This is a genomic window from Streptomyces fulvoviolaceus (genome assembly GCF_000718165.1).
GTDB lineage: Bacteria > Actinomycetota > Actinomycetes > Streptomycetales > Streptomycetaceae > Streptomyces > Streptomyces fulvoviolaceus.
Genome location: NZ_JOEY01000024.1, coordinates 129,721 through 146,436 on the forward strand (window position 1 = coordinate 129,721; position 16,716 = coordinate 146,436).

Sequence of the window (16,716 nt, forward strand, 5' to 3'; positions counted from 1 at the left end):
CGAGGTGGGCTGCTGCCCCGGCGGCAGCAGCCCGCGCTCGGCCGGGGACGTACCTCCGTCAGCCCTCGGCGACCCGGTTGACGGCGACGGCGGGGAGCAAGGTGGTGAAGAGCGGTGACGGCGGCAGGCCCAGCTCGGCACGGAGCAGGGTGGCGAAGGCGCGGTAGCTGCGGACGGCCTCCGCCGTGTTGCCCTCCGCCAGGTGCACCGCGACCACCGCCCGGTGACCGCTCTCCCGCAGCGGATCGATCCGTATGCTCTCCAGGGCCGCCGCCAGCGCCGGGGCATGGCGGCCACGCGCGAGCAGGCGCCCGGACAGGGTGTCCAGGGCGTGCAGTCTGACCTGCCGGAGACGCTCGCGTTCGAAGAGAACCCAGTCCTCGTCCCAGCCCGGCAGCAGGTCTCCCTCGAACAGGAGGCCCGGCGGCATCTCGCGGGCGCCGTCGTCCAGCACCCGGATGTCCACCGCGACGGCGTCGGCGAGGGCCAGCGTGTCCCGGCCGCTGGAGACGACCAGCGGCCGGGAGCGCCAGTCCCGGTGCAGGCGCCACAGCGTGGTGCGCAGACTCCCGTGCGCGCGCGCCTCCGGGACCTCGGGCCACAGTGTTCCGGCCAGGACGGTACGGGTGGCGTATCGGTGCAGGCCGAGGTAGGCGAGCAGCCGCCGGGCACTTGCACTGACCTCGACCGGACCGTCGTGTTCGAGCCGGAAACGGCCCAGCAGCTGAAGCTGCGGGGCCGCGGCCGGGCCCGGGTGGCTCATGCGCCGCTGATGAGGGTGCGCGCGGCGGCGAGGTCTCCGGCGGCGTAACCCTCGATCCGGATGCGGTCGCCGGGACCGGGAGCCGGGGTGACAGTGACGGAGGTGTCGCCGTCGGAGACGTCCACCGAGGCGCGGGGCCGGCCCGCGACGAAGACGTCCACGCGGTCCAGACCCGAGGTGCGCAGGCCGAGGGTGCCGTCGGCCCCGTCGAGGGCCGCGTCGAGCCGGTAGGCGGGCAGGGACGCGAGGACCTGTCCGGCCCGGGCGAGCAGGTCGGTGTTGTCGTGCAGCACGTCGTCGCGGGTCATCCGGTGCCGGACCTCCGGCACCACGCCGAGGTCCTCCACGGGCGTGCCGGCCGGCGCGCCGACCCGTACCGTACGGCGGATCGCGACCCGCATGTTGGCCCCGCCGGGCAGCGCCTGGAACGGGGAGGCGGTGTCGGCCGGCGCGGGCAGTTCGAAGAGGGCCTTGAGCAGCCCATGGGTCCAGACGTTGGCGCCGCCCGCGCCGGTGTTGTCGTCGACGCCGAGGACGGGGCCGACGGCGTGGTCCTGGAAACCGGCGGCGAAGATGTCGGTGGCGGAGTAGCAGCGGGCGTTGGTGACCAGGACCACGGGACCCTGGTACTGCTGCCCGAGTGCGTTGGCGCCGTCCTCGGGGGTGATGGGGAAGGTGGCGGAGAAGGACGCGCCCGTCTCCACCGCCTGGTCCAGGGAGCGGAACCACGGGCCGAGGTCGATCTGCCGGGTGGGGTTGGTGGCGTGCCGGCGGCACAGCCTCAGGTTGAGCGGGCTGCTGATGAACTGGGTCGGCTCCGGTGCGATCCGGCGCGGGGTGAGGGTCTGCAGCAGGAACTCCGAGGCGAAGATGTGGCCGCCGCCGTTGTCGCGCATGTCCAGCACCAGCCCGTCCTGCGGGATCAGCGCCAGCAGCCGCACGAACTCCTCGACGAAGCCGTCCGGGTCGTCGGTGTTGAAAGTGAAGACCCGGATGTGGCCGAAGACCCCGGACGGGGTCTGTACGGCGCGGGCCCGGAAGAAGCCGGGCAGCGTCGTCGGAATGTCCTGTCCGGCCTCGGCGGGTTCGGCGGTCAGCTCTTGCGGCGCCGGTCCGCCCGCCTCCTCCAGGGCCAGCACGTCAGGCACGAACAGCATCTTGGTCGCGCGGCTGATCTCGTCCCCGACCAGGTCGGTCCCCTGTGCGACGGCCGCGGCACTCAGGTCGTCGGTGTTGACGTAGGGCGGGAGGTTGTCGGTCACCCGCCAGGGCTGACGCAGTTCGCGCGCGGTGCCGTCGGTGCCGGTGTAGCCGACGACGACCCAGTCCTCGTTCGGCGGAAGATGCATGACCAGCGGGCGGACGGTCAGGGACTGCAGTCCCCGGGAGTGCCGGGCGGCCGGGTTGCTCCCCGCGAAGCGGTCTCCGGCCAGGTCGACCTCGCGGTCGATGGGGACCCCGTTCCAGTGGTCGATGACCACGCCGGGTCCGAAGGCGGGGGCGGTGAAGTCACGCACGACGTGGGTGACGACGTACCGCGGGCCGTTCGTGTCGTAGTACTCCTCGACCCGGAACGGAAGGTAGGCGATCTTGCCCGAGAAGGGCGCCGGCAGCAGGTAGTTGGTGTGCAGGTCGCGCACCGAGTGGAAGATCGCGGACAGTTCGGCGTGGAACCGCCACTCGGGGTCCATGGTCTGCTCGGTCTGGCGCCCCAGCTTGGTGAGCAGCAGCCGCAGTCGCTGCACCGGGTGGACGGCGTGCATGGCCGTCTTCAGCGGCAGGTGGACGTAGTTGTCCTCGAAGAGGACCAGAGCCTGCTCGGTGAGCGTGCGGCGGTCGGCGAGGGTCAGAGTGCCCTTGGTGCCGAGCAGGAAGTCGGACAGGTCGGTCGTGGCCATGGCATCCCCCGATGTCGATGCCCGGTCGGGCGTTCCGGGCGGTACCAGGTCAGCAGAGCCAGGGGCCGAGGGGGACGGCTGCGTCGCGAACTACCTACCCTTTGCGCAGACTTGACGCACAGGGAGTCATACGGAGTGATGTGTGTCGATACGCCACGTCATACGAACTCCACCTGAGTTTCCGCCGACAGCTGCGGATCCGCGGTGAACGCGTACACGGTCACCAGCCTCGGCGCCGCCTCCGCCACCAGCCGGAAGGCCGCCCGGCCCGACTTCAGCCGTACGGAGGCGACGCGGGCGTCCGTGTCGCGGCGCAGCAGCGTACCTCCCGTGGCGCGCAGGAAGACCTCGTCGGTGTGCGGACGGCCCTTGAGGAGGGTGCCCGCCGGCGTCGTCTTGCGGACGGTGACCGTGCAGGACGTGTTGCCGTCGGCGGGGAGCTGCGGCATGCCGTCGGCCGGATGCCGGGCGGGGGCGTCGACCTCCAGGCGCAGGACGGCGCCGGTGTCCGTGGCGGCGATCAGGCCGCTCAGGAGATCGGCGGCGGCCTCCACAGGGGTCAGGGGAAAGGGGAACGGGTCCCGGTGGACGGTCTCCACACCGCGCAGCCGGCCGTCGGTGCGGATCTCGTACGAGCCCGGCCGAGCGGTGAACTCGGCGGACGGCGGCCCGCCGGACTGCCGGACCAGTTCCTCCCCGTCGCGGGCGAGCGCTATCCAGTCGTGGCCCTCGGCCCGGGCCACCACGGTGTTCTCGGCCGCGTCGAGCTCCACCGGGAGCGTGGCGCCGACGGTGGACTCCGGGGGACGGGTCGGCGGGGGCTGTTCCATGGTGGGCCGCCTTTCGGAAGTCGTGGTCAGAACTCGAAGTCGAGGAGCAGGCCGTGCAGTTGGAGCTCACCGATCCCGCCGGCCCACACGTACAGGGTGTAGGAGTAGGTCCTGTTGTCGACGACGTGGACGTTCTGCTCCCGGGGCACCCTCGCGGAGCGCCTGACCGGGGTGGGCCCGGAGACGCTCACACTGTCGCCGCCGATGAACAGGCTGCTGGTGTCGGCGGGGTCGAGGGCGTTGCGTGCGAGGAGGATCAGCACGCTGCCGCTGCCGTTCGGCACGACGATGTGATAGGTCAGGTTTCCCAGCCTGGCGCGATGGGGCAGCTGGAGGGGCAGGATGCCCACGGTGGTGATGTTGGCGGGCTTGCGGGCGAACAGCTTGGGGCCGGAAATCCCGGTCTCCCAGGCCGGGGACCCGGTGACCGTCGTGAACACGGGGTCGAGCGGCAGGTATCGAGTGGTCGGACCCAGGTCGAGAAAGGGCCGCCGCTCCTCGATCTCGTCGGCCTGGATCACCGCACCGCCCGCCACTCGGTTGAGCAGCGCGACCGGAGTGCAGAAGTGCCCCGCCGGGACGGCCGGCAGCGCGCTGCTGCCCTCGGCCACCCGGACCGCCACCTCGCGCTTCAGCCGTACGGCGGTCTCCACCCCGATCACCGGATTGACGATCTCGCCGTCCTCGGCCTGCCCCACCTCGCGCTCCCATACGTCGAGGTAGACCAGGTCGGAGCGGGCGGCCGCCGGGGTGGTGAGTGCCGGCAGCACGGCCACGCCGTCCCGGGCCGCTCTGGCCGGATCGGTCCACGGCTGGGCGCCGTACGTCGTCAGGTTCACCGGAATCCGCACCGGACGGCCGCCGACGACCGCCGGACCGGCCAGGAACTGGAAGTTGTTCGCGGTGCCCGTCGGCGAGAGCCGGAACGCGTACGTGGAGCTGCCGGACGCCACGCGGCAGACGCCGTCCGCGCCGACGGCCGCCAGACCGTCGTACACCTCCTGCCGGATCACGTCGTTCTGCTCGTTCCAGTCCGCGTCCACCAGCGGAACGCCCTGCTGCAGGCGTACGCCGACGTAACTCTTCTCCGGGTGGAAGGTATTGCGTGAGAAGTTGCCCATGATCCCTCGTGTTCCTTCCCCTCAGAAGGTGAGCCGCAGGGTGCGCTGCAGACTGAAGCCGGCCTGCATGTCGATGCGCGGGTGGATGCGATGGTTGATCAGCACACCGGAGTTCGCCGCGGCGGTGCCGCCGCCGAAGACGCCGAACTCGCGCAGCGACCAGGCGGCCGGCCCGCCGGGGATGTCGGCGGTGGTGAACTGGGCGGTGATCTCCAGCCGGTTGGTGAACACACCGCCCAGGTAGGTGATCTGACCTCCTGTCAGAGCCTGGCGGGCGGTCTCGGTGTAGAGCTGGCTGCGGGTGCGGCGGGCTGCCTCGGGCGGGACGGTGCCCGTGTCCCAGGACGGATCGCCGGTGCCGACCGCCCAGTAGGCGAGTCGGGCGCCCTGCGGGTCGCCCTTCACCAGCGCGGCCAGCAGTCTGCGCAGCCCGTCGACGATCAGGTTCTGCTGCCAGTCACGGCACCACATCTGCCGTCCCGCGGCGTCGACGAGCACGTCCCGGTACTGTCCGGACGGTCCGCCGTCGATGGGTTGGTCGTCCATGGGCGTTCCTCCTACGAGATCCCGGTGTGCCAGCTGCGGGAGGCCGTGTCGGGCGGGCCGGCGGCCGTGTCCACCGAGCAGTGCGCGGCGGAGTTGGTGAGGAAGCGCCGCCAGCCCGCGATGGCGTCGGCCCCCGTGTCCGAGCCCTCGCCGTACCGCTCCTCCTGGAGCAGTACGCCCCGGTCGCCCGCTTCCTCCGTCGCCATGGCGACGGCGTCGTACTCCTCCTCGACCACCACACTCGGCATCAGCACGAACACCGCGCGGATGTTGACGGGCAGGAACTCCCGCAGGATCGCCCGGATCCGCTCCCACTCGGCCTGCAGCACGAAGGCCTCGGTGGCGACGTCCGGAACGATGTACACGCCGATGGTGTCCCGGGAGTACCAGGTGCGGTCGTCGCGGTCGTAACCGCCGTCGGCCCGGGGCCTGCCGCAGTCGTAGGAGTAGGCCGCCGTGTCGTCGATGAGGCGGTTGCGCAGCCGGTACATCGCCTGGGCGTCGGTGGTGTCCAGTGAACCGGGCGGCGCGGTGCGGTAGTCGAGATACGGCGGCCCGCCGTCGTGCGCGCGCGTGCTGCCGTCGGCGTACGCGGACCGGCCGCCCTCCACCGGCTCCAGACGGCTCGTGTCGAAGACGGCCAGCACGTTGCGTACGAACTCGCGGACCTGGGCGTCCCAGCCGGTCAGCCGGTTGATCATGGCGGTGATGTTGGAGACGGTGCCGACCGTCCGGTAGAACTCCGGCGCGAACATCACCTCGCCGCGCTGGGCGTCCTCGTCCAGGTAGTCCTTCAGCCGCCAGCCGATGTGCCGGGCGAGGTACGGCAGCAGCCGGGCGTCCACCCGCCGCGGGTCGTGCAGCCCGGCCAGCTCCTCGACCTGGCCGCGCAGCAGATCGGCATGAGCCTCCACGATCTCCACGAAACGCTGCAGCTGCCCCTTGTCCGCGTCCTCGCGGGCCACGGTGAACGGTGCCGGCGAGACGGTGTCGCGGACCCGGTCGGCCTGCGGCAGCGCGGCGAACAGGGCCGTGCCGTAGCGGCCGGTGGCGAGCGCGGAGGCCTGGGTGGCACGGCTGTAGAGGCCGGAGGCGGCGGCGAAGGCCGTGTAGTAGTAGCGCGTGCCCGGCAACACCCCGTCACCGTCGATGATTTCGGCGGTGGTGGCGAGCGGTGTGCCGTCGGCGGCGGTGGTACGGCGGATCAGGCCCACCAGGTGCCGGTCGCGTGGCGTGCCCCGGTAGCGGAAGAACCGGGTGGTGGCGACGAGGGTGCCCGCCTCCCACTCGCTGCGGGTCTCCTCGACGTCGGCCGGGAAGTCCGCGCTGTCGTGCACCAGCACTCCGTCGGTGAGGTCGGCGGTCGCCGCCGGGACGGGGACCCAGCCGCGGCGGGCGGTGCCGGGGAAGCGGCGCTCGCGGCGCAGCACCCGGATCCGTACGGCAGGATCGGACACGTTCCAGGACAGCCGGACCGCCGGGCCCAGCGGGTCCGTGCAGGCGGTGAAGCCCAGCGCCGCTAGATCCACGACTGGGTTCATTGCGGTCATGGCGTTCATGCCAGGCCGCCCTCGGCCTTCACCTGGAGGAGACCCGCCGTGGGGAACTCCCGGGGCTGGAGCTGGATCAGCCCGGCCGCCGCGGCCGCCGGGTCCACCTGCTCACCCGGAGGATCCGAGCGCACCCCGGCGAAGGTGGTGACCTGCGCGTACGCCACTCCGGCCCGGCTCTCCACCGCTTCGTAGATCTTGCTGAGGTAGAAGCTCTGCCCGAACTCGATCCGCTCGACGTCGAAGAGCGCGCCGAGCGCGTCCCTGACCCGGCTGCGCACGTCGTCCCGGTAGTAGGTCGGCTCGACGCCGACCGTCACCGCGAGGTCGATCCGCACGAACACCGGCTGCCTGACCGACACCAGGGTGGTCACCATCGCCCGCTCGGACAGCTGGGTCAGCACCTGGGCGCGCAGCCGGTCGGTGGGCGCGGCGCCGGCGGAGTCCACCACGTACACGTCCACGTGGTTCCAGGACGGCGACACGGCGATCGCCCGGGTCACACCGGGGACGTTCTCGGTGAGCGCCGCGTAGTCGGTGGCGGTGACCGCCCGCTGCCCGCTGCGGAAGACGTACGGCGCGAGCGCGCGGGCGTGCTCGATCGACTCGCGCTCCGCACCACCGGACGCCGCCAGCCGATTGACCACGGTGACAGGGGAGTTGACGCCGGACTTGGCGACCGTGACGGTGCCCGCCCCGACGTTGCCGCGCTGCCCGCCGCCGATCAGATAGGTGGCCCGGACGGTCGCTCCGGCGGGCGGGACACGGCCGTAGGTGGCGTCGCCGAAGACCAGTTCGGCGTTGTCCTCGGCGTCGATCCGCACCACGTAGTGCGGGTCCGCCGAGCGGCTGCGCAGCAACGTCCCGCGCCTCTGCCAGCGCTCGAAGCCGCCGCCCGCGTCCACCTCCACGGCCAGGTACTCCTGGGAGTCCGGGTCGCGCGGCAGCAGCACCGGGTGCTGGGCGAGCCGGAAGCCCTGGCCCGCGTCGCCGGTGGCGGTGCCCAGTGTCTCGTCGGCGATCTGCTGGGCGTTCACGCAGGTCAGGGTGGCGGTCACGGTACCGCCGGAACCGTCCCGGGGCACCGATAGGGGCACGGGCGGCACCGGCAGATAGCTGAACTCCGTCGGGGGCCTGCCGGGCGCGGCCTCGGTGGCGAAGCGGGCGGCGGGCCGGACGACCAGCGGGGCGACGGTGTCGTTGCGGGCGGTGACGGTCAGTTCGACGGCGGCCGGGGCGGGGGTGGAGAGGGCGTAGCCGATCAGGCCCAACAGGTCGATGACGCTGCGGCGTTCGACGGCGGTGGCGAGGAACGCCTCGTTCGCGATCCGGTCCTGGTAGTAGAGCAGTACGTCGCCGACCTGGGCGAACAGTTCCAGCAGCAGTCGTCCTAGGTCGTTCTCCGAACGGTCCGTCCACTCCGGCAACTTGAGCGCGGCGGTGTCGAGGAGGGAGACGAGCAGCGCGTCGTAGTCACGCTGGGTGTAGTCGAAGATCCCGGGGTCGGTGGCCATGGCGGTCAGCCGATCGGGATGACGGCCGACTGCAGGCCGGGCCGGGTGGAGTCCAGGTAGAGCACGCGCAGCCGCAGCACGCCCGGTTCGGTCTCGATCACGCTGACCTCCTGCGGGAGCACGCGCGGCTCGAAGCGGAGCAGTGCGCGGGTGATCTGGTGCCGGGCGATGGCGACCATGCCGTCGTCGACGTTCTCCTGGAACAACTGCGTGACGCCCCCGCCGTACTCCCGCAGCATCGGCCGCTCGCCGATCCGGGTGAGCAGCAGCCGTACGACGTTCTCGCGCAGTTTGTCGGCACCGGCGGAGACGGCGATGCCGCCGGTACGCGGATCCACACGGAAGGGAAACGCCACGCCGCGGATGGCAGCGCTGTCTTCGGGCATGAGGGCTCGCTTTCCGGGTCAGTCGGCCGTGAGTACGTCCTGGGCGGCGTCGGTCACCAGCCAGGAATTGCCGGGTACGCCGTCGGTCGTGCCCTTGGCGGTGGCGAGCAGCACGGGCTTGTCGTCGATGTACAGGACTTTCGACGTGCTGCCCTCGGACTGGTCCAGGATCAGCGTGCACTGCTTCTGGCCCTTGCTCGGGTCGTTCTGGATGCACTTCGCGTCGACCGTCGAACCGGCCAACGTATCGGCGGAGACGCTCTTTTCGGCCACCTGCAGCACCGCGTGGACCGCGGTGGCGACCACCGACACGGTGCCGTGGTGTTCACACGCCACGGACGACCCCTCGGTCACGACGCTGTCCATCCCTCACCCCTTCTTGATCTCGACCTTGGCGGCAGTGATCCGCACGCTCTGACCGCTCGCGTCGATGACGAGCCCCTTCGCGCACTTGATCAGCACCCCGTCGGCGCTCAGCTCGATGCGGTTGCCGGACGTGTCGGCGACCGTGATCCGTTCCTCGCCGTCGCGGTCGTCGAGCACGATCAGATGCCCGGACGCCGTCCTCACGACCCGCTTGTCCGGCGAATCCGCCTCCGGAGGCAGCCCGCCCTGCGGGAACCATGTACCGATCCACACCGGGGCGGCCGGGTCGCCGTTCTCGAAGGCGATCCACACCTTCGCCCCGACGGGCGGCACGAAGAAGTGCCCGTACGGCAGGCAGGGCCGGGCGAGTGCGTCGGCCTCGGGGCCGTCGACGTCGTAGACGGCGGGAACGCCGACCATAAGCCGGCCGTTCTCACGCACGTCGGTGACGGTTCCCGCGTACAGCCCGGGAAATAGGGCGGTCGTTCCCCCTGCGGTGTCGAACACTGCTGTCACCTCCGTGCCATGAACGCGGTCGTGTACGAGCGGGCCATGACGTCCACCTCGTGCCGGACCCGAGCGAGGTACCAGTCGCCGGACCAGCGGCCGCCGAAGCCGCTGAGCCTGACCCGTCTGCGGGGCTGGAACAGCACGTTGCCCGCCGCGCGGCCGGTCGCGGTCTGGCCGAAGCGCCGGGCCCGGTCGCCGAGCACCGAGGAACGGTCGGACGGTGTGCGGGAGGCGGCCCCGGCCAGGCGTTCCCGGGTACGCCAGTTCTCGGTGAGCCGGGCCCGGACCGGGGCGCCGGCGAGCAGGATCGCCGCGGCCCACTCGCTGCCCTTGCCCAGGGCGACCAGCCGGGTGGGGTCCGGTACCCAGCCGGTGTCGGCCCCCGTCACCGAGGTCTGCTCGGTCTCGACCCGGTCGCCGGTCTGCGGGTCGGTGGTGACCAGCCGCTCCTTCGGATCGGTGGCGAAGGCGTCGAAGGCGGTCTCCAGATCCAGGACGTTCAGATTGTGGACGAGCTGCTGCGCGATCGGCGGATCGGCCAGCAGCGTCCGGGTGGCCACGAAGTCGAGCAGGTCGCGGGGTCCCGAGTGGTCCACCGAGACCTTGCAGTCGTAGGCGTCGGCCAGTCGGTGCAGCAGCGCCAGGTCGGTCTCCTCGACCTGCTGCAGCGGCCGGTCCTCGTCGAACACCGGGTCCGCGCCGGGTGCGATGCGGCCCGGCGCCATGCCGCCCGCGAGCGCGACCTCCCGGACGACGGTGCTGAGCGTGGTGTTCCACCAGCGTTTGGTACGGGGCTTCAGCGCCAGCCCGGCCAGGCCGTCCACCGCCTCGACCACGACCCGGGCGGCGCCCAGCCGGGCGAAGGAGCACCGCACCGAGGTGACGGTGCCCCGGAACAGGCGGGCGTGGGCGGACCGGCTGCCCAGGTCGATCTCCACCGGCAGCCCCTCGTGCAGGATGTCGGGCAGCGCGAGGGACCGGTCGTGGAAGGTGAGCGTGGCCAGGTCGGCCCGCAGGTCGCTCTCCTCGACCTCGACCCGGGCGACCAGGTTGCTCGCGTCCTGACCGGCGATGCGCACGCTCAGGTGGATGTCGGCCATGGCGGCATCAGGCCCGCTCGATCCGGGTCGCGTCGTCCGCCGACGGGACCAGCAGCAGATCGCCGGGCCGGTAACTGTCGGGCAGGCGGCCCGAGTTGGCGTCGAGCAGCGCCCAGTACAGGTCTTCGCGGCCGAGGGTGCGCAGGGCCAGCAGGTCGACGGTGTCATAGCCGGTCCAGCGGTGCCTGCGGGCGGTGGCGGGATCGGCGGGGGCGGGCAGGGCGCGCCGCACGGGCAGCGAGCGGGTCGTGCCCCGGGTGGCGTGGCGCACCTCCAGTGCCTCCATGCCCCGATAGCGGGAAAGCGGGCCGACGGCCATGGGCATGACTCCTCATCAGGGTGCGGCGACGTTGGCGATGTCCTCGTAGGCGGTGCCGTAGAAGGTCAGGCCGATCCGCTTGGCGGTGTCGATCATGAAGGAGAGCGAGTCGACCCGCTCGGTCATGGAGATCTGCACCTCGGCCCGGACCGGGTCGAGATCGGCGTTGAACTGGGTCTCGGTGATGCGGAGTTCGGTGACCAGGCCATCCACGGTGGTGCTGCCGAAGACCAGCAGCAGGGGTGGCGGCTCGTGGAAGAAGATCTCGTCCTGGGGTTTCCCCGCGGCGGGCGCCGCACCGGGGGAGAAGGTGCCCACGACCCCGGACACCAGCTCCAGCACGTCCACCATCTGCGGATACGCGAACGACCGGATGACCGCCAGGTCGCCGAGGATGCTGCCGGAGTCGCTGCGGCGGCGGGCCGGTTCGCCGGGCCTGAGCTCCCGGCCGTCGACGGTGAACGTGAAGCTGACCGTGCGCTCGGCGTTGGCCTCGAAGGACTTGAGGGTCGAGCCGGAGAACCGCATGCCCTTGGTCTCCAGCTGCTGCGTGATCCCCTTCGCCTCGGCCGGAGCCCGGTCCGTCGACCAGTTCAGCCGGCGGCTGTCGCTGATCTGGGTCGGGTTGTACTGGAAGGGATAGATCAGCGGCGGGATGGTCAGCAGCTGCGCCAGATAGCCGCGCTTGGGCTGGGTCAGGGTGGACAGGGACACGGGCTCTCCTCGTGCTCACGGGGCGGCGGAGGTCGGCAGACCGACGCGGAAGCGTTCACGTTCGGCGAGGCGGCGCAGTTCGTCGAGCATCGAGCGGGCCAGGTGCCGGGCCGTCTCGTCGGCGTGCTCGGCGTCCACGCTCTCGGCGGCGATCGTGATGTGAACCCCGCCGTTGAGCGTCAGCGGGGAGGCGCTCTGCGGGGCGGCCGTGGTCGTGGACGCCGCCGGTGTCGGCGGCCGGCCCGTCACCAGGTTCTGTAGCTGCGGGGTGATGTCCGGGACCTTCGGCAGCGTCAGCTCGGGCGCCGTGAAGCCGGGCACCTTGAAGGTCGGCAGCTTGTCGGGGGCGGGCGGCGGGGCGCCCGGGGTGCCGGGGGCGGGTGTGGCGCCGGGCGGGCCGAGGATCTTCCGGGTCCAGGACTCGCCGGCCTTGGTCCCCTCGGCCATGCCGTCGGAGATCGCCTTGCCGATGCTCGGGCCCAAGGGCGGTGGTGGCGGGAACAGCACGGCGCCGATCGGGCCCAGTTGGGATGTGGCGATGGCGTTCAGTACCCACGCGGCCGCGTACTTGAAGGCCTCCACGATGACGTTGGCCATGGCGTAGGAGGAGCCGAGCAACACCGATGCCAGTGCTTCCAGTGCCTTGCGCGTCGCGTCGAGCGTGATCACCACGACGTACGGCCGGACCACGTGCTCCAGCAGATGGGCCAGTAGAGCCGTCAGGTACGGGCCGAGCCGGTTGACCGTCCGGCCGACCCAGTGGCCCAGTGCGTCCACGAACTTCCCCAGCCAGTCCACCAGCGAGGCGAACAGCTTCTCCACCCAGTTGATCACCGTGCCCAGATGGGCGAGTACCACCGAGACCCCGAGGTCGATGAAGAGCAGCAGCGAGGCGAACAGCTGGGAGACCGGGAAGATCCCGGCGGTGGTGAGCTCGCCGAACACGGTGCGGGTGAACGCGTAGAAGCGGTTCAGCAGACCGTCGATCCGGACCGCCAGCTCGGTCAGCCGGGCCACCAACGCGATCAGGCCGGCCACCAGGACCGGCCCGCCGAGCCCACCGCCCAGGAAGCCGCCCACGACGCCGCCGACCAGGCTGCCGATCCCGCCGGCGATCCCGGTGACCGCTCCCCACACCCCGCCGCCCCGGCTCTCCTGCCGCTGGGCCGCCCCGGTCGCGACGACCGGGACCGGCGCGTTCAGGTCGTTGACCACCCGGACCGCCAGGATGCCACCGCCGGCCGAGGCCGCGGCCGTCCCCGCGGCGGTGACGGCCGCGGTGACGGCCGCGGGCGGGGGAGCCCCGGGGGCATACGCGGCGACCCGGTCCGCAGCCTGCCTGAGCGCGTCGGCCAGCGAGCGGATGCCCCGGTCGAGATCCTTGCTCTGCTGGTCGAGCATGGTGGACAGGGTGGTGGTGAGCTTGTCCAACTCCTCGCCCATGGTGTGCGGTTCACCCCCTTCCGGTGATCGGTCGGTCGTCAAGGCGTCCTCATGGCCTGCTGTTCTCTCTCCAACTGGTCCTGGAGCAGCCGGAGATAGCCGCGGCGTTCGGGTGCGGGGAGGTCCAGGACGGCGTCCGGCGACCAGTGCAGGTGATAGGCGAGCAGGAAGACCTCGCGCCGCAACGAGTCCTCATCGCTCACCCCAGCGGGAAAAACTGGGACATGTCCAAGGTGGTGCGGAACTCCTCGTCGCAGTGCTCGCAGACCACCGTGCGGATCAGCTCCGGTCCCGGCGCCTGCTCGTCGAGCGTGCGGCGGATCAACTGCCGGTCGGACATGGACAGATCGCTCAGCAGGCGGACACCGGTGGCCCGCACCGCCCGTTCGTCCATCTCGCCGACCCGGCGCAGACAGCGGGCCAGCAGGGCGTCCCGCTGCCTGCTCGGGTTCGCGTCCCGGCGGGCGGCGGCGGTCTCCTCGTCCTCACCCGTCGGCAGTGCGAAGACCAGCTCGCGGTGGCAGTCGCCGTGGGTGTCGGTGTAGCCGTCCTCCAGCTCCACGGTCACCTCGCCCTGTCCGTCCGGAAGTTCACGCACCTCGATGGTGGACAGGTCCTCCAGGACCAGCGTCGTGCCCTGGCAGCGAGGGCAGCGGTAGTGCGCCTCCATCTCGTCGCCGAAGGTCGTGCGGCGCAGCTCCAGGAGCAGGAAGTTGCGGTCCGCCGAGCACAGTTGACGGGCCGCCGGCGCGCTCAGCGGGGTGCCGTCGGGGGTCTGCACACAGCTGGCCAGGAGCGCGGTGATCAGCTTGCCCGCGTTGTGGCGCAGTTTGGGGTCGGTGAGCAGCGCCTCCTCGCGACCGGTCATCTTCCGTACGGTGACCTCGCGCAGCGGCTCACCGTCGCCCGTGCGGTGACCGACCGGGAGCGGGACGGAGGCCCTGAGGTGCTGGGAGGTCGCCATCACCGTTTCCACTCCAGGCCGTTGTGCTCCACGACCACGATCTGCCGGAGCAGGCTGGTGGATCCGGCCTCCAGGTCGGAGAAGCTGGCCGACTTCACCCACGCGTCGTAGAACATGATCCGGAAGACCTCGGCGCCGAAGTGCTTCTTGACGATCGCGCCGTCCCGCCGGACCGTCGAACCCCGGCCGCCGCCACCGTGCTTGAACATGTCCTCGAAGAACGTCTTGAAGTTCTGGTCGTCCTGGCTGCCGTCCACATAGCGTTCGATGGTCAGCGGCTGGAACTTCACGATCCCGCTGGACACCTTGCGGACGACGTTGGTGCCGCCTTCCGGCATCTCGATGGCCTCGGTCTCGCCGAGGCTGAGGCCGGACACCTTGGAGACCGTCGGGCTCTCCACGGTTCCGATCTCCACCACGAACTCGTTGGCCCGGTAGGGCTCTGGCATGACTGCCCCTCCTCTGGTCCCCTGTGATCCGTCAGCTGTCGCTCGCCGAAGCGCCGCTGTCCTGCTGGCCGACCACGACGAGGATCGTCTCGGCGGGCCTGGACGGGTAGAAATAGACCTCGATGCGCAGATTGCCGAGCGCCACCTCGTCCGGCGGGTTGTTCTCGGGGCCGCAGACCACGGTGAAGACGTCCTCCGGCCTGCCGGTGCCGAACGCCTGGGCCTGGTGCAGGCGCATCAGGAACGGGGTCACCGAGTTGTACTTGACCTTGTTCCACAGGCTGTCCCGGTTCGGCTCCTGCCGCACCCAGCGCAGCCCCTCGCGCAGCGACGACTTGACGTAGTTGAAGAGCAGCCGGACGTTGACGAACAGCCAGCGGGAGTCGGTGGACAACGTGCGCGAGGTGTCGACGACGATGCCCGCGCCGCGCACCGCGCGGACGGAGTTCACCGAGCCGTTCTTCACCAGTTCGGTGTTGTCGACGTCGGTGACGTCCCGCTCCACGGCGAGCGCCCCGCGCAGCACCGCCTCGTCGCCGGCCGGCGCCTTCCACACCCCGCGCGTCTGGTCGATCCGGGCGTAGACGCCCAGCACATGGCCGGTCGGCGGGACCACCCGGGTCGGGGCGGCGCCGGCGCCGATCGGGTCGGAGACGGTGATCCACGGCCAGTACAGCGCCCCGTACACCTTCGCGGCCCGGAAGTCCTGGCCGAACTCCCGTGCCCCGTCGGTGTCGCGGCCTGCCGGGGTGTGACCGACGAACATCGCGTCGCCCCGTGCCTCGCAGTAGTCCAGCGCGGCCCGGGTGACCGGCCGCAGCAGCACGTCCGCCATCAGCTCGGGCACGGCGAGCAGCTGGATCGCGACGGTGTCGAAGCGGGCCAGGGCCGCCCGGTAGTCCCCGGCGGTCGGGTCGTCGCCGTCCGCCCCGGCGGTCCGGGCGAGGCCGGTGCTGTCCGGCGTGGGCAGCCCGAGCCGTACGCCCGCGGTGGGGGCCGGTACGTCCCGGCCGGTGAAGGCACCGGGAGCGGGGTCGGTCAGCACGATCGAGGCGGAGCCGGTGTGCGGGTCGTTCACCCGGGTCGGGGCGTAGCCCGGGCGGCTCGCGTCCAGTGTGAGTTTCTCCCAGTCCTCCACGGTCGTGAACCCCGGCCCGTCCGCCGCACGGCGGCGTACGGTCAGGTTGAACTCGCAGGTGGAGACGGTCGCGCCGTCCTGTACGCGGTACTCGTTGCGGGCGCCGGCCGAGCCCGGCTCGTCCCAGGTCAGCAGATAGCTGGTGACGCCGCCCGCGGACTGCTGCTCGATGGTCTTGATCCGCACCCAGTCCGAGGAGATCCCGTCGTCGAAGCGCACCTGGTCCCCGGCCCTGAAGCCGGCCGTGCTCGCGACCTGGGCCCGGGTGTAGGACGGGTTGGCGCTGTCGGTGCCGGCGGCTGTGGTCGTGCCGTCCGGGAAGCCGAGCAGCGTACGGGTCGGGTCGTCGCCGTCGGCGCCGGTGACGACGCTCAGCTTCGCTGTGCCGCCCTTGCCCCGAGTGACCAGCAGCAGTCCGTCCGCGGCGGCCTCGGCGCGCACCCGGTCGCCCACCTGGGCGTTGACCGTGGCGGCCACGTCCTCGGCGGTCGCCTGCGACAGCACCGGCACCGCACCGGGACCGAACGTCACGGTCAGCGTCACCGCGGGGGCCTCCACGTGCAGCACCAGCCGGCGTGCCGTGCCGCCGACGGATGCGAGGTCGACGGTACGGGCCGCCCAGGCCTCGCCCTGCAACCGCGCCGGGCGGTTGCCGTCCAGGGGAGCGGTCAGCGGGGTGGAGAACTCCGGGTTGTCGGCGACCGCCACGTACAGCTCGTTGCCCCAGGTTCCGGGATCGGCGGTGCCCCGGTGGCCGGCGCCGACCTGGAGCGAGTCGCTGCCGTCCCGGTCCTTGAGGGTGACCGAGGCGGCCGCTGCGCCGGCGCCGACGACGCGGGCCGCGTACGCCTGCCGGCCACCGTTGCCGAAGAACCCGTCGACGGCGTACGCCCCCGTGAAGCGGGCGTCGTACCCGCCGAAGCGGCCGGTGAACTGCTGCGCGGAGGAGATCCGCACGGCCGAGTCCACCGGGCCCCGCCGGCTGCGCAGAAGCAGCCCGGCCACCGAGGTGGGCGCCCCGGCGATCGCAGGGGCCGTCCGCCCGTCCGTCTCCAGCACGTTGATACCGATGTTGAGGCTCATGGACATCTCCAGCCGTTCCGGA

Annotated in this window: 18 protein-coding genes; all 18 read right to left on the bottom strand. The window is 71.6% G+C overall.

The annotated features are described in order from the left end of the window. Positions 1 to 58: 58 nt before the first annotated feature. The 18 genes from IG08_RS0125520 to IG08_RS55965 all read right to left on the bottom strand — a co-directional run bounded on the left by IG08_RS0125520 (position 59) and on the right by IG08_RS55965 (position 16,694). Positions 59 to 763 (bottom strand): AfsR/SARP family transcriptional regulator, encoded by a 705-nt coding sequence (locus IG08_RS0125520; RefSeq protein ID WP_043455153.1) that lies wholly within the window; start codon positions 761 to 763, stop codon positions 59 to 61. Further along, a complete protein-coding gene (locus IG08_RS0125525; RefSeq protein ID WP_078655743.1) occupies positions 760 to 2,661 on the bottom strand; it encodes a S41 family peptidase in 1,902 nt (633 codons plus the stop codon). The genes IG08_RS0125520 and IG08_RS0125525 overlap by 4 nt, the downstream gene beginning before the upstream one ends. A gap of 158 nt (positions 2,662 to 2,819) precedes the next feature. Continuing rightward, complete coding sequence (locus IG08_RS0125530; RefSeq protein ID WP_030606711.1) at positions 2,820 to 3,491, bottom strand: hypothetical protein; 672 nt, start codon at positions 3,489 to 3,491, stop codon at positions 2,820 to 2,822. Between the two features lie 26 nt (positions 3,492 to 3,517). Further along, the gene (locus IG08_RS0125535; protein WP_030606714.1) at positions 3,518 to 4,612 is read right to left on the bottom strand and encodes a DUF6519 domain-containing protein; all 1,095 of its coding nucleotides are present in this window, start codon (positions 4,610 to 4,612) and stop codon (positions 3,518 to 3,520) included. A gap of 21 nt (positions 4,613 to 4,633) precedes the next feature. Further along, the gene (locus IG08_RS0125540; protein WP_030606717.1) at positions 4,634 to 5,158 is read right to left on the bottom strand and encodes a hypothetical protein; all 525 of its coding nucleotides are present in this window, start codon (positions 5,156 to 5,158) and stop codon (positions 4,634 to 4,636) included. 11 nt (positions 5,159 to 5,169) lie between these two features. After that, positions 5,170 to 6,708: a phage tail protein gene (locus IG08_RS0125545; RefSeq protein WP_158812279.1), complete on the bottom strand. Its 1,539-nt coding sequence runs from the start codon at positions 6,706 to 6,708 to the stop codon at positions 5,170 to 5,172. A gap of 5 nt (positions 6,709 to 6,713) precedes the next feature. After that, positions 6,714 to 8,222 (bottom strand): putative baseplate assembly protein, encoded by a 1,509-nt coding sequence (locus tag IG08_RS0125550; protein ID WP_030606724.1) that lies wholly within the window; start codon positions 8,220 to 8,222, stop codon positions 6,714 to 6,716. A 5-nt stretch (positions 8,223 to 8,227) separates the two neighbouring features. Then, positions 8,228 to 8,608: a GPW/gp25 family protein gene (locus tag IG08_RS0125555; protein WP_052424882.1), complete on the bottom strand. Its 381-nt coding sequence runs from the start codon at positions 8,606 to 8,608 to the stop codon at positions 8,228 to 8,230. Positions 8,609 to 8,626: 18 nt separating this feature from the next. Then, positions 8,627 to 8,974, bottom strand: a complete 348-nt coding sequence (locus tag IG08_RS0125560) for a hypothetical protein (protein ID WP_030606730.1) — start codon at positions 8,972 to 8,974, stop codon at positions 8,627 to 8,629. 3 nt (positions 8,975 to 8,977) lie between these two features. Then, positions 8,978 to 9,481 (bottom strand): phage baseplate assembly protein V, encoded by a 504-nt coding sequence (locus IG08_RS0125565; RefSeq protein ID WP_158812280.1) that lies wholly within the window; start codon positions 9,479 to 9,481, stop codon positions 8,978 to 8,980. Between the two features lie 5 nt (positions 9,482 to 9,486). Beyond that, positions 9,487 to 10,584, bottom strand: coding sequence for a phage late control D family protein (locus IG08_RS0125570; protein ID WP_030606736.1), 1,098 nt, complete (start codon positions 10,582 to 10,584; stop codon positions 9,487 to 9,489). A gap of 7 nt (positions 10,585 to 10,591) precedes the next feature. Then, positions 10,592 to 10,903, bottom strand: a complete 312-nt coding sequence (locus tag IG08_RS60240) for a hypothetical protein (RefSeq protein ID WP_030606739.1) — start codon at positions 10,901 to 10,903, stop codon at positions 10,592 to 10,594. A 15-nt stretch (positions 10,904 to 10,918) separates the two neighbouring features. Further along, a complete protein-coding gene (locus tag IG08_RS0125580) occupies positions 10,919 to 11,617 on the bottom strand; it encodes a hypothetical protein (protein WP_030606743.1) in 699 nt (232 codons plus the stop codon). Positions 11,618 to 11,632: 15 nt separating this feature from the next. Beyond that, the gene (locus IG08_RS0125585; RefSeq protein WP_158812281.1) at positions 11,633 to 13,102 is read right to left on the bottom strand and encodes a hypothetical protein; all 1,470 of its coding nucleotides are present in this window, start codon (positions 13,100 to 13,102) and stop codon (positions 11,633 to 11,635) included. Continuing rightward, positions 13,099 to 13,263, bottom strand: coding sequence for a DUF6760 family protein (locus tag IG08_RS60740; protein WP_199820906.1), 165 nt, complete (start codon positions 13,261 to 13,263; stop codon positions 13,099 to 13,101). The genes IG08_RS0125585 and IG08_RS60740 overlap by 4 nt, the downstream gene beginning before the upstream one ends. Further along, entirely contained in the window at positions 13,260 to 14,024 is a 765-nt protein-coding gene (locus IG08_RS0125595) for a T4 family baseplate hub assembly chaperone (RefSeq protein ID WP_030606749.1), read from the bottom strand. Before IG08_RS0125595 ends, IG08_RS60740 begins: the two co-directional genes overlap by 4 nt. Beyond that, a complete protein-coding gene (locus IG08_RS0125600) occupies positions 14,024 to 14,473 on the bottom strand; it encodes a phage tail protein (RefSeq protein WP_030606752.1) in 450 nt (149 codons plus the stop codon). The genes IG08_RS0125595 and IG08_RS0125600 overlap by 1 nt, the downstream gene beginning before the upstream one ends. A gap of 31 nt (positions 14,474 to 14,504) precedes the next feature. Continuing rightward, complete coding sequence (locus IG08_RS55965; RefSeq protein ID WP_052424884.1) at positions 14,505 to 16,694, bottom strand: phage tail sheath family protein; 2,190 nt, start codon at positions 16,692 to 16,694, stop codon at positions 14,505 to 14,507. Between the last annotated feature and the right edge of the window lie 22 nt (positions 16,695 to 16,716).